Origin of the sequence: Cupriavidus oxalaticus, from assembly GCF_016894385.1 — a bacterium.
Lineage (GTDB): Bacteria > Pseudomonadota > Gammaproteobacteria > Burkholderiales > Burkholderiaceae > Cupriavidus > Cupriavidus oxalaticus.
Map to the genome: position 1 here is coordinate 1,381,443 of NZ_CP069812.1, position 12,883 is coordinate 1,394,325.

Consider the following 12,883-nt stretch of genomic DNA (forward strand, 5'->3'; position numbering starts at 1 on the left):
CGCATCGAAAAGAAGGCGTGCCGCGCTCGCGCGGCACGAAACACCGGCAGCACGCTAGCGCACGCCGGCAACGGGGAAGTTGGCCACGGCCACGCGCCGCCAGTCGCGCGCGATCACGTGCATCGGCACGCGCGCGCTCAGCTCGGCAAACATCCGCGGCGACAGCAGCGCCACGGCACGCGGGCCGTGCTGCCACGCATCGACAAAGGCGTCGATGGTCGGCAGCCACTTCTGCGGCTCCTGCTCCGTGCCGAAGGCCAGTTCATCGGGCTGCGCCACCATGGTGAGCGGATGCCGCAGGTAGAAGGGCAGCGTATGGTCGAGCATGCCCACGCCATAGAGCGGCATGCCGGGCCGCAGCACGCGCTCGATCGGCGCAGCCAGGGCAATGCCCGATGCCGGGCGGCCGATGGCCTCATGGCCGAGCAGGGCAACGGTGAATGCCAGCAGCATGCCCAGCGCGTAAGCCGTGATGCTTGCCATGCGCCCGCGCCGGCGCAGCAGCCACAGCGCGGCTAGTGTGCCGGCGCAGACGAGGGCAAACGCCGTCGCCACCCACACGGCATAGGCGCGATAGAGCAGGTTCGGTGTGTTGTTGGAATCGAGGGTCGCCACCACGGGACTAGCCAGCAGCCCGAGCGCGCCGATCGCCAGCATCGCCCAAAGCTGCGTGCGCCACGCCGGCGCGCCGGTTTGCGCCAGCGCGGCACCGGCGAGGATCGCCAGCGCCGGGAACAGCGGCAGGATGTAGCCGGGCAGCTTGGAGCCTGACAGGCTGAAGAAGGCGAAGATCGACAATGCCCACGCAGCGCACATCTGCGCGGGCTGGAACGGTGCCGGGCCGATTGTCATGGGGGTGGTCACGCTGGTCCCGGCGCGATGCCTGACGGTGCGGACCATCGCCGGCAGCACCCCAAGCCACGGCATGAACCCGCCCAGCACCAGCGGCACGAAGTACCACGGCGGACCCTGGCGCGCATGCACGGTCGACGTGTAGCGCTGCCAGTGCTCGTGCACGAAGAAGAAGTGCAGGAACTCGGGGTTGCGACGTGCCACCAGCCAGTACCACGGCACCGCCACCAGCAGCATCAGCGCAATGCCCGCCAGCGCATGCAGGCGCCGCCACAGCGCCAGGTCGCGCGTGACGCAGGTGTACGCCACCAGTGCCAGTCCCGGCAGCACCACCCCGACCAGCCCCTTGGTCAGCAGCGCGATACCCATCGCGGTCCAGCACGCCAGCATCCAGTTGCGTCGCGCCGTTGGCGTGGTGCGGGGGTGCTGTGCCAGCAGCATGCTCGCCAGCGCGCAGGCCAGGACGCCGGAGAGCGTCATGTCGAGCGTATTGAAGTGTGCCGCCGCATTCCACATCGGCGCCGATGCCAGCACCAGCCCCGCCAGCCATCCCGCGCGCGCGCCGAACCAGCGCGCCGCCGCCAGCATCGATGCCGCCACGCCGGCCAGGCCGGCAAGCGCCACGCACAGCCGCGCCTGCCATTCGCCGATGCCGAACAGCGCGTATGACACGGCCGTCACCCACATGTGGAAGGGCGGCTTCTCGAAGTACTTCAGGCCGTCATAGCGGATCGTGACCCAGTCGCCGGTGGCCAGCATCTCGCGCGCGATCTCGGCGTAGCGGCCTTCATCCGGTCCCAGCAGATGGCGTGCCCCCAGCGTGCCGAACCATAGCAGCGCGAACGCCAGCAACGCGAGCGCGAGCGCAACGGCGGGGATGCCTGCCACGCGCACGGCATGGTCGGGCCGCGCGGCAAGGCGCTCGGCTTGCGGCAGAACGGCGGGGCTGGCAGGGCTGGAGGGCAGGTGTGACGGCAAAGCGGCGCGGGCGGAAGAGTTGACGGCCTTGTCGGCGCCGGCACCAGGCGCGGCGTTGAACAGGACAGGGCCTGGCAATGCGAGCGCGAGGATAAGCCGCCAACCTTAATGGCACATTAAGCTTGCAGGCGCACAATCGATGTCCTGCGCGGCGTGGCGGCCGCATAACACTCGCACAACACGCGCATCGCACCCCGGAACATGAGAATCCTTATCGTTGAAGACGACCCCATGCTCGGCGACGGCCTGCGGCGCGGGCTGCAGCTGCTCGACTATGCGGTCGACTGGTTCAGCACCGCCGCCGAAGCCGACCATGCGCTCGAGCTGGCCGGCTATGACGCCGTGGTCCTGGACCTTGGCCTGCCCGGCGAAGACGGCATGGCGCTGCTGGCACGCTGGCGTGCGCGCGGCTGCCGCATCCCCGTGATCGTGCTGACCGCGCGCGATGCGATCGAAAGCCGTATCTGCGGGCTCGACGCCGGCGCCGACGACTACCTCGTCAAGCCGATCGCGCTGGACGAACTGGCCGCGCGCCTGCGTGCCGTGACACGCCGGGCCGTGGGGATGTCGTCGCCGGTGTGGAAGCATGGCGCGCTGGAATTCCATCCGGCCCGCAGGCAGGCGTTCTGGGCCGGCGCGCCGGTGGAGCTGACCAGCCGTGAAGCCATGCTGCTCGAATTGCTGCTGGCACACCCCAACCGCCTGCTGACGCGCGACTTCCTGCGCGACAAGCTTTACGACTGGCAGGGCGGCGTCGAAAGCAATGCCCTTGAAGTCCACATCCATCACCTGCGCCGCAAGATCCACCCCAGGATCGTGCGTACCTTCCGCGGCGCGGGCTACACGCTGGGCGCCGCCGAGGACTGCCAATGACGCTGCAGCGCCGGCTTATCCTCGCCGTGCTGATCGCCACGCCAGTGGTCTGGCTGCTGACCATCGGGCTGACCTACGTGCGCGCCCGGCATGAGATCAACGAGCTGTACGACACCGACATGGTGCGCATGGCGTTGCAGATGCATTCCGTGGTGCCAATGGTCGACCTTGCCGCCGGACCGTCGCGCACCCGGCTGCCGCAGCCGGCGGAAGGCGACCAGGGCGATGCCGGCCTGGGCGATCTCGCCATCGCCGCGTGGCTGCCAGACGGCCAGCCCTTGCATATCGATCCGGAGGGAGACCGGCTGCCGCGCGCGCCGGGCGTGAAGGGCTTTACCGATACCGTGCTTGACCACCAGCGCTGGCGGCTTTATTACCTCGACGATCCCGATACCGGCTGGCGTGTCTGCGTCGGCCAGCAACTGGCCGAGCGCAATGAACTGATCCTGTCCTATATCGCCGCGCAGGTGCTGCCCTGGGCCGCGGGCCTGCCGCTGCTGATCGGGCTGCTGATCTGGTTCATGCGCCGCGCGATGGCGCCGGTGCGGGCGTTGTCGTCCGATATCGAACGGCGCGCGCCCGACGACCGCCAGCCGCTCAGCCTGGCGGCGGTGCCTGGCGAACTGGCGCCGCTGGTCCATGCGATGAACCGGCTATTGGCGCGCGTGTCGGACTCGATCGAGCACGAGCGCCGCCTCACTGCAGACGCCGCGCATGAGATGCGCACGCCGCTGGCCGCGCTGAAGGCGCAATGGGAGCTTGCCGAGCGCTCGCCGGACGCCGCAGAGCGCGACCAGGCCCGCGCCAACGTCGCCGCCGGCATCGACCGCATCGGCCGGCTGGTATCGCAGCTTCTGACGCTGAGCCGGCTGGAGGATGCCTCGGCGCTGCCGACGCGCCAGCCGGTCAGCTGGCTGCCGGTGGCGCAGCAGGCGCTGTCGGACTGCCTGGCGCTGGCGCAGCAGAAGCGGGTCGACGTCGAACTCGAATGGCCGGAGCAGGGCGGGGAACCGCTGCCGGTCGCGGGCGATGCCAACCTGCTGTCCTTGCTGCTGCGCAACCTGCTCGACAATGCCATCCGCTACAGCCCGCCGGGGGCGCTGGTCACGGTGGATTTCCAGCCGGACGGCATTACCGTGCGCGACCAGGGACCGGGCATTGCGCCTGCTGTGCTGGCGCGGCTGGGCGACCGGTTCTTCCGCGGGGGCGGGGCGCAACGGGAGCACGGGCATGGCCTGGGCGTTTCCATCGCGCTGCGCGTGGCGCGGCTGCATGGGCTGGACCTTGCGTTTGCCAACCGGACCGACGGCGCGACGGGGCTGGTCGTGACGATCGCCCGCGGCGGCACGCAATGAAAAACGCCCCGCACGGCTTCGTGCGGGGCGTCATGGATTCTGCGTGGTGCGTGCGGCTCAGCGCTTGAGCTTGGCGAATGCCGCCGCCATCGCACCCGCCGGTTCCGCCTCGCGGCGGCCGCCGCCGAAGCCCTTGCCGCTGTTGCGCTGGCCGCCTCGGTCGCCGCCACCGCTGCGCGGCGCCGCCTGCCCCGGCTCGTCATCCAGCCGCATCGACAGCCCGATGCGATTGCGCTTGACGTCGACCTCCATCACCTTGACCTTGACGATCTGGCCGGCCTTGACCACCTCGTGCGCGTCCTTGACGAACTTGTTCGACAGCGCCGAGATGTGAACCAGCCCGTCCTGGTGCACGCCGATATCGACAAACGCGCCGAACGCCGCGACGTTGGTGACCACGCCTTCCAGCACCATGCCGGGCTGCAGGTCCTTCACGTCTTCCACGCCTTCCTGGAAGGTCGCGGTCTTGAACTCGGGGCGCGGGTCGCGGCCGGGCTTTTCCAGTTCGGACAGGATGTCGCGCACGGTCGGCAGGCCGAACGACTCATCGGTGAATTTTTCCGGCGACAGGCCGCGCAGCGCTTCGCGGTTGCCCATCACGTCGCGCAGGCCCTTCTTGATGGCGTCCAGGATGCGCTGCACCACCGGGTACGCCTCCGGGTGCACCGACGAGCGGTCCAGCGGGTTGTCGCCATCGTTGATGCGCAGGAAGCCGGCCGCCTGCTCGAAGGTCTTGTCGCCCAGGCGCGGCACCTTCTTCAGCGCATTGCGGTTGGCGAAGGCGCCGTTGGCATCGCGGTATTCGACGATATTGCGCGCCAGCACCGTGTTCAGGCCCGATACGCGCGCCAGCAGCGGCGCCGAGGCGGTGTTGACGTCCACGCCCACGGCGTTCACGCAGTCTTCCACCACGGCATCGAGGGTACGCGCCAGTTCGCGCTGGTTCACGTCGTGCTGGTATTGGCCCACGCCGATCGACTTGGGATCGATCTTGACCAGCTCGGCCAGCGGGTCCTGCAGGCGGCGTGCGATCGACACCGCGCCGCGCAGCGACACGTCCAGGTCCGGGAATTCCTTGGCGGCCAGTTCCGATGCCGAATAGACCGAGGCGCCGGCCTCGCTGACCACGATCTTGGTCAGCTTCAGCTCGGGCATCTGCTTCATCAGGTCCTGCACCAGCTTGTCGGTCTCGCGGCTGGCGGTGCCGTTGCCGATCGAGACCAAGGCCACGTTGTGCTGCTTCGCCAGGCGCGCCAGCGTGGCGAGCGAACCGTTCCAGTCGCGGCGCGGCTCATGCGGGTAGATGGTGGCGGTGTCCAGCAGCTTGCCGGTGCTGTCCACCACCGCGATCTTGCAGCCGGTGCGGATGCCGGGGTCGACGCCCATCACGGACTTGGGGCCCGCCGGCGCGGCCAGCAGCAGTTCATGCAGGTTGCGGCCGAACACCTTGATGGCTTCGCTTTCGGCGGTTTCGCGCAGCTGCGTCAGCAACTCGGTTTCCAGGTGCGGCTGCACCTTGACGCGCCAGCACCAGCGGCACACGTCGCCGAGCCACTTGTCGGCGGGGCGGCCCAGCTGCTGGATGCCGACATGGCGCGCGATCATGCCTTCGCACGGGTGCGGCACCAGCGCGTCCTGTTCTTCGCCCAGGCCCAGCTTGACCATCAGCACGCCCGCGTTGCGGCCGCGGAACAGCGCCAGCGCGCGGTGCGACGGCACCGTGCGGATGGTTTCGCTGTAGGCGTAGTAGTCGCGGAACTTCTCTTCCTCGGCGGTTTCCTTGCCTTCCATCACAGTGGAAGACACCACGCCGTTGCTCCACAGGTGTTCGCGCAGCTTGCCCAGCAGTTCGGCGGTCTCGCCGAACTGCTCCGACAGGATGTCGCGCGCGCCGTCCAGCGCGGCCTTCACGTCGGGCACGCCGCCATCGGCGGTCGGGTTGCCGTTGACGTACCTGGCGGCCTCGGTTTGCGGGTCCAGCGTGGGATCGGCCAGCAGCGCCAGCGCCAGGGGCTCCAGTCCGCATTCGCGCGCGATCTGGGCGCGGGTGCGGCGCTTGGGCTTGTAGGGCAGGTACAGGTCTTCCAGCGTCTGCTTGGTTTCGGCGGCCTCGATGGCGGCCTGCAACTCGGGCGTGAGCTTGCCTTGCTCCTGGATCGACGCCAGGATGGCCGCGCGGCGGTCTTCCATGTCGCGCAGGTAGAGCAGGCGCTCTTCCAGGTTGCGCAGCTGCGTGTCGTCCAGGTTGCCGGTCGCTTCCTTGCGGTAGCGGGCGATGAACGGGACGGTGGCGCCCTCGTCGAGCAGGTCCACGGCGGCCGCGACCTGGCGGGGCTGCACGGACAGTTCAGCCGCGATGAGCGACACGATTTTTTGCGAGACGGAAGCGGGCAGGTTGGACATCTGAAAACGCAGTCGGTCGAAAGCGGGGCATTTTGCCACAAGCGCGCCGCAGTTCGGCCATGCTGGCCGCCAGCGCCGTGCAAGGGGCGTTACCGCCATGTGCGGGGCAGGCCGCCAGGCGGCCCGGATGCTAGAATCCCGTCATGATCGTCAAGCCCCGTCCGGCCACCGCCCAGGCCACTTCAGCGGTAACTTTGCCCGTGTCCTTGCCCGAATCTTCGCCGGCCATGCCAACTGTCGCCAACGTGCCGAAATCCGTTCTTTTCCGGGCTGCCAGCCTGGCAGTGCTGGCGCTTGCCGCCGGCGCCGCGATGATGCCGGTGCGACCGGCGCTGGCGCAAGCCTCTGCACCGGCTGCCGTACCGGCCACTGCACCGGCCACCGGAGCTCCGCGCGACTTCGGTGCCGAACGCAAGGCCATCGGCGATTCGCGCGCCTGGACCAACTACCGTTTCTCCGCGGCCGAGCACGAGTGCTACAGCAAGTTCTTCGTCAACAGCTGCATCGACAAGGCCAAGGAAGTCCAGCGCCAGGAGCTGCAGGTGCTGCGCAAGCGCGAACTGGAAGTCGGCGAGGCCGAGCGCGCGCACCGCGCCGCCGAGCGCGACCGCGAGCAGGCGCTGCGCCGTGCCGAATTCGAGGCCAGCCAGCCGCAGCGCGCCGCCAGCGAGCAGTCCAGCCGTTCCGCGTTCGAGAAGAAGCAGCAGGAACAGCAGCTGCGCGACGCGCAACGCCAGGGCGAAGCGCCGCAGCGTGCCGCCAACGCGCAGGCGTACCAGCAGAAACAGTCCGACTTTGACGCGAAGATGAAAGAGGCGCAGCAGAAGGGCGCCGAGCAGGCTCGCCAGCGCGAGGAGAACGTGAAGGCGTACGAGGCCAAGCAGCGCGACCTCGAGCAGCGCCAGAAGGAACTGGAAGAGCGGCGCGCCAAGGCCAGGGAGCAGCAGGGCCAGGCGTCGGCGCCGCGCCCGTTCGGCTTCTGAGCCGATCGCACCGTGACCGTACAGCGGAGGCGCACATGGACAGCAACCTGAATACCCTGGAGCGGCGCATCATGGAGTTGCAGATCGAGCACCGCGACCTGGATTTCCTGATCGACCGGCTCGCAAGCGACGCCGTCCACGACGAGCTGCAGCTGCGCCGCCTGAAGAAGCGCCGGCTGAAGCTGAAGGACGCCATCACGCTGCTGCAATTGCAGCTGGAACCCGACGTGCCGGCCTGAGCATCCGGGTCAACGCGCCAAATGCCGCCGGCACACCGACCGGCGGCTTACACAAAGTATTCCCCCACCTTGTCCGACCTTTCCGATTCCCCCGAGCAAGACGACGCCGCCAGCGCGGACGACGCAACGGACCTGCATGACGTTGCCGCCAGCGCCATGGACGCAGCAGCCAGCCGCAGCGCCGAGCTTGGCGCCATCTTTGCCGATACCGGCACGCTGGCGCAGGCCATCCCGGGCTACCGGCCGCGCGCCTCGCAGCACAAGATGGCCGATGCCGTCGCCGAGGCGATCGCGTCCAACGACACCGTGATCGTCGAGGCCGGCACCGGCACCGGCAAGACCTACGCCTACCTGGTGCCGGCCATGCTGTGGGGCGGCAAGGTCATCCTGTCCACCGGCACCAAGAACCTGCAGGACCAGCTGTTCCTGCGCGATATCCCGACGGTGCGCCATGCGCTGAACGTGCCGGTCTCGGTGGCGCTGCTCAAGGGCCGCGCCAACTACGTCTGCCACTATCACCTGGAACGTGCGCAGGCGGCCGGGCGGCTGGCATCGCGCCAGGACGCCGCGTGGCTGCGCGACATCGGCCGCTTCCTCAAGGAAACCAAGACCGGCGACAAGGCCGAGCTGGCCGCCGTGCCCGAGAACGCACCGGTGTGGCAGATGGTGACGTCGACGCGCGACAACTGCCTGGGCTCGGAGTGCCCGTACTACAAGGACTGCTTCGTGATGCGCGCGCGCAAGGAAGCGCAGCAGGCCGACGTGGTGGTGGTCAACCATCACCTGTTCTTCGCCGATGTGGTGCTGCGCGATACCGGCATGGCCGAGCTGCTGCCCGCCGCCAACACCGTGATCTTCGACGAGGCGCACCAGCTGCCCGAGACCGCGACGCTGTTCTTCGGCGAGACGCTGTCGACCAGCCAGTTGCTCGAGCTGGCCCGCGACACGGTGGCCGAAGGCCTGTCGCACGCGCGCGACGCGGTCGACTGGGTCGCGCTGGGCGCGCCGCTGGAGCGTGCCGCGCGCGACCTGCGGCTGGCGTTCGGCAAGGACAACGCGCGGCTGGCGCTGGGCCAGATCGAGGCCGACCGCCGCATTGCCGGGCCCTTCAACGAAACCCTCGATGCGCTGGATGAGGCGCTGTCCGCCTTCATCGAGATGCTGGAAAGCCAGGCGGAGCGCGCCGAATCGCTGCAGCAGTGCCATCGGCGCGCGCTGGAGCTGGCCGAGCGGCTGGCGGCATGGCGCAGCGATGTCGGTGCCGCGCCCGCCGCACCGGCAGGCGAGGGCAGTGAAGGCGGCGACGCAGCCCAGGCGCCTGCGCCCGCAGAAACCGTACGCTGGGTCGAAGTGTTCTCGCACACCGTGCAACTGCATCGCACTCCGCTGTCGATCGCGCCGATCTTCTCGCGCCAGCGCGGCGGCCAGCCGCGTGCGTGGGTCTTTACCTCGGCCACGCTGTCGGTCAAGGGCAACTTTACGCACTATGCGGCCCAGCTTGGGCTCGACAAGGACCGGTCGCTGACGCTGCCGAGCCCGTTCGACTATGCGAAGCAGGGGCTGCTGTATGTGCCGCGCGACATGCCCGCGCCGCAGTCGCCGCAGTTCACCGATGCCGTGGTGCAGGCCGCGCTGCCGCTGATCGAAGCGGCCGGCGGGCGCACCTTCCTGCTGTGCACCACGCTGCGCGCGGTGCAGCGCGCCTCCGACCTGCTCTACGATGCCTTCGCCGAGCGCGGGCTGAACCTGCCGCTGCTGGTGCAGGGCCAGGCCAGCCGCACCGAGCTGCTCGACCGCTTCCGCGAACTGGGCAATGCCGTGCTGGTCGGCAGCCAGAGCTTCTGGGAAGGGGTGGACGTGCGTGGCGAGGCGCTGTCGCTGGTGATCATCGACAAGCTGCCGTTCGCGCCGCCGGACGACCCGGTGCTGGCCGCGCGTATGGAGGTGCTGCAGAAGAAGGGGCTGAGCCCGTTTGCCGCGCACCAGCTGCCGCACGCGGTGATCACGCTGAAGCAGGGCGCGGGGCGGTTGATCCGCTCGGAGTCCGACCGCGGCGTGCTGGCCATCTTCGACACCCGGCTGGTGGAAAAGCCCTATGGCCGCCAGATCTGGCAGAGCCTGCCGCCGTTCACCCGTACGCGCGAGGCCGCCACGGTGGTGCGCTTCCTGGAATCGCTGCGCGGCGAGGGCAAGGCAGCACCTGCCGGGAAGGCGGGCGCGGAAGACTGAAGGCCGCCGCAGGAAAACAAAAACGGGACGGTCATGCGACACGTCCCGTTTTTTATCGCCACCGCTGCGCGTTGGCGAGATTCAGAACACTTCCCACCAGGACTTGTCCTTGCGGCGTTCGCCGTACTTGATGAAGTCGCTTTCCGGGAAGTTCTTTTCCATCACGCGGGCGGTATCGTCGCGCAGGTCCTTCATGCCCATCGCATCGTACGAACGGATCATGATGTACAGCGCTTCCTCGTTGGCCGGCGCGCCGTCATAGTCCTTCAGCGCCTGCTGCGCGCGGTTCACCGCGGCCAGGTAGGCGCCGCGCTTGTAGTAGTAGCGCGCGGCATGCACCTCGTGCTGGGCCAGCGAGTTGACGATGTACTGCATGCGCAGCGCGGCGTCGGGGGTGTACTTGCTGTCCGGGTACTTGGTGACCAGCGTGTTGAACGCGTCGTAGGCGGCGCGTGCGGCCTTGGGGTCGCGCTCGCTCAGGTCCTGGCCGGAGAAGCGGCCCAGCCAGCCCAGGTTGTCGTTGAAGTTGATCAGCCCCTTGAGGTAGTAGGCGTAATCGATGTTGGGGTGGTTCGGGTGCAGCTGGATAAAGCGGTCGACCGCGGCCAGCGCGGCGGCCGTCTCGCCGTCCTTGTAGTTGGCGTAGGCGGTGTCGATCTGCGCCTGCTGCGCATAGCGGCCGAAGGGGTAGCGGCCTTCGAGCTTTTCGTACAGCTTGACGGCGCGGGTGTAGTCGCCGCCATCCAGTGCATCCTTGGCTTCCGAATATAATTTGTTGGCCGACCAGCCGGCGGTCTCGTCGGGCTGGTCCGCCAGCAGGCCGCATGCCGACAGCATGACGCAGCCGCCTGCGAGCAGAACCGCTCCAATTGTCGCGCGCCACGGCGCGCGTTTCATGCTCTGCAATTGCATGGGCAATCGTATCCCGGATGAAAAAAAATAGCGTCAAGCATTATAGCCCAAGCCCCCAACCCCAAGCCCGACCGGGCGCAGGTGTGGGAGGACTGCCACCCGAACAGGTACGCGCCGCCGCGGCCGTGGCCGATTCCGAGGAATTCGAAGACCTGGCCGATGGCTCGCCGGCCAATGCCGTGCCAGGGGCCGAGGCGGGGGTGACGCTGTCGCTCGAGGTGGACAGTGCCGCGCACGGCGAACGCCTCGACAAATTGCTGGCGCGTCACTTCAGTGAATTCTCGCGCAGCCGCCTGCAGCAGTGGATCGAAAGCGGCGCGGTGCGCGTCGACGGCCAGGTGCGCCGCCCGCGCGATGCGGTGCAGATGGGCAACCGTATCGAGGTGCGGCCGCAGGCCGCGCCGGAATCTTCCGCGTTTGCGCCGGAGGACGTGCCGCTGGACGTAGTCTATGAAGACGACACGCTGCTGGTCATCAACAAGCCCGCCGGGCTGGTGGTGCATCCGGCAGCCGGCAACTGGAGCGGCACCGTGCTCAACGGGCTGCTGCATCGCGACCCGGCCGCCTCCGCGCTGCCGCGCGCGGGCATCGTGCACCGGCTCGACAAGGAAACCTCCGGCCTGATGGTGGTCGCACGCACGCTGACCGCGCAGACCGATCTGGTGCGCCAGTTGCAGGCGCGCACGGTCAAGCGCACCTACATTGCGCTGGTGTGGGGCCGCACCTACGACGAGGGCACCATCGATGCGCCGATCGGCCGCGACGCGCGCGAACGCACGCGCATGGCGGTCGTGCACACGGCCAGCGGCAAGCCCTCGCGCACGCATTTCCGCACGCTGGCCACGGTGCCGCTGGGGCGCAGCTTTGTCTCGATGGTGATGTGCAAGCTCGAGACCGGACGCACGCACCAGATCCGCGTGCACTTCGAATCGATCGGCCATCCGCTGGTGGGCGATCCGGTCTACTTCCGCGCGACACAGCGCGGCCAGCGTCCGGCGATCCGCGTGCCGCTGCCGGTGCCGTTCGAGCGCCAGGCGCTGCATGCGTACAAGCTCGGGCTGGTGCATCCGGCCACCGGCCGCCACATGTCGTGGACCGCGCAGCCGCCGGCGGACCTGCAGGCGCTGGTCGATGCGCTCGACTTCGAAAGCGCGCAGGATGACGATGAAGAGGAAGCCTGGGGCGAAGTGTGGGAGGGCGGTGAAGCCCACTGGGAATATGCCGGCGAGGGCGACGAAGATGAAGACGACGATGAGCGCGACGCCTGATTCGCACTGGCTGGTGCCCGACTGGCCCGCGCCGGCGCGCGTGCGCGCGCTCTCGACCACGCGCCACGGCGGCGTCAGCCAGGGGCCGTATGGGCTTGCCGGCGGCGTGCCGGGCGGCCTTAACCTGGGCACGCATGTGGGCGACGACCCGGCGGACGTCGCGCGCAATCGCCAGCGCCTGGCCGCGCACCTGCCGTCGATGCCGCGCTGGCTCGACCAGGTGCATGGCTGCGCCGTGGTCACGGCCGACCACGTGGGCGGTGCAAATGATCGCACCCCGCAGGCCGATGCCAGCGTTGCGATCGCGCCTGGCCATGTCTGCGCCGTGATGACGGCGGACTGCCTGCCGGTCCTGCTGTGCGATGCGCAAGGCACGGTGGTGGGCGCCGCGCATGCCGGCTGGCGTGGCTTGTGCAACGGCGTCATCGAAGCCACGCTGGCGCGCATGCATGCCGCAGCCGGCGGTGATGGCCAGCGCTGGCTGGCATGGCTGGGGCCGGCCATCGGGCCGGATGCGTTCGAGGTCGGCGCCGAGGTCCGCGACGCCTTCCTGGCGCAGGCGCATGCCGGCGAGCAGGCCGCTGTTGCAGCGGCTTTCCGTGCCGGTGCCCCGGGCAAGTACCTGGCCGACATCTATGCGCTCGCGCGCACGCGGCTGGCACGCGCCGGCTGCACTGACGTGTATGGCGGTGACGCCTGCACCGTCACCGATGCGGCGCGCTTCTACTCGTATCGCCGCGATGGCGTGACCGGCCGCATGGCCAGCCTGGCCTGGCTGGCCGACTGACGCG

Annotated in this window: 10 protein-coding genes; 7 read left to right on the top strand and 3 right to left on the bottom strand. The window is 69.0% G+C overall.

Annotated elements, in window-relative coordinates; all coding sequences use genetic code 11:
- Window positions 1-54: 54 nt before the first annotated feature.
- Window positions 55-1,788, bottom strand: coding sequence for a glycosyltransferase family 39 protein (locus JTE92_RS18830; protein ID WP_063238722.1), 1,734 nt, complete (start codon window positions 1,786-1,788; stop codon window positions 55-57).
- Window positions 1,789-2,031: 243 nt separating this feature from the next.
- On the opposite strand from JTE92_RS18830, the gene JTE92_RS18835 reads away from it, so the two are divergent.
- Window positions 2,032-2,703, top strand: coding sequence for a response regulator (locus JTE92_RS18835; RefSeq protein WP_063238643.1), 672 nt, complete (start codon window positions 2,032-2,034; stop codon window positions 2,701-2,703).
- Window positions 2,700-4,058 (top strand): ATP-binding protein, encoded by a 1,359-nt coding sequence (locus JTE92_RS18840; protein WP_063238644.1) that lies wholly within the window; start codon window positions 2,700-2,702, stop codon window positions 4,056-4,058. The genes JTE92_RS18835 and JTE92_RS18840 overlap by 4 nt, the downstream gene beginning before the upstream one ends.
- Window positions 4,059-4,115: 57 nt before the next feature.
- Here the strand turns inward: JTE92_RS18840 and JTE92_RS18845 are convergent, their stop codons facing one another.
- Window positions 4,116-6,461 carry a Tex family protein gene (locus JTE92_RS18845; RefSeq protein ID WP_063238645.1) on the bottom strand — a complete coding sequence of 782 codons (2,346 nt, stop codon included), beginning with the start codon at window positions 6,459-6,461 and terminating at the stop codon, window positions 4,116-4,118.
- A 143-nt stretch (window positions 6,462-6,604) separates the two neighbouring features.
- On the opposite strand from JTE92_RS18845, the gene JTE92_RS18850 reads away from it, so the two are divergent.
- From JTE92_RS18850 to yoaA, 3 genes are read left to right on the top strand one after another with little or no spacing between them, the layout of a single operon-like run.
- On the top strand, window positions 6,605-7,444 hold the full coding sequence (locus JTE92_RS18850; protein ID WP_063238646.1) for a hypothetical protein: 840 nt from the start codon (window positions 6,605-6,607) through the stop codon (window positions 7,442-7,444).
- 35 nt (window positions 7,445-7,479) lie between these two features.
- Window positions 7,480-7,683 carry a DUF465 domain-containing protein gene (locus tag JTE92_RS18855; protein ID WP_013956445.1) on the top strand — a complete coding sequence of 68 codons (204 nt, stop codon included), beginning with the start codon at window positions 7,480-7,482 and terminating at the stop codon, window positions 7,681-7,683.
- Window positions 7,684-7,704: 21 nt separating this feature from the next.
- Entirely contained in the window at window positions 7,705-9,912 is a 2,208-nt protein-coding gene (gene yoaA / locus JTE92_RS18860) for a DNA repair helicase YoaA (protein WP_063238647.1), read from the top strand.
- Window positions 9,913-9,993: 81 nt separating this feature from the next.
- On the opposite strand, the gene JTE92_RS18865 is transcribed toward yoaA, so the two are convergent.
- On the bottom strand, window positions 9,994-10,824 hold the full coding sequence (locus tag JTE92_RS18865; RefSeq protein ID WP_084254533.1) for an outer membrane protein assembly factor BamD: 831 nt from the start codon (window positions 10,822-10,824) through the stop codon (window positions 9,994-9,996).
- A gap of 17 nt (window positions 10,825-10,841) precedes the next feature.
- Between JTE92_RS18865 and JTE92_RS18870 the strand changes: the two genes are divergently transcribed.
- On the top strand, window positions 10,842-12,092 hold the full coding sequence (locus JTE92_RS18870) for an RluA family pseudouridine synthase (protein WP_063238648.1): 1,251 nt from the start codon (window positions 10,842-10,844) through the stop codon (window positions 12,090-12,092).
- Window positions 12,076-12,879 carry a peptidoglycan editing factor PgeF gene (pgeF, locus tag JTE92_RS18875; protein ID WP_063238649.1) on the top strand — a complete coding sequence of 268 codons (804 nt, stop codon included), beginning with the start codon at window positions 12,076-12,078 and terminating at the stop codon, window positions 12,877-12,879. The genes JTE92_RS18870 and pgeF overlap by 17 nt, the downstream gene beginning before the upstream one ends.
- Window positions 12,880-12,883: the final 4 nt, after the last annotated feature.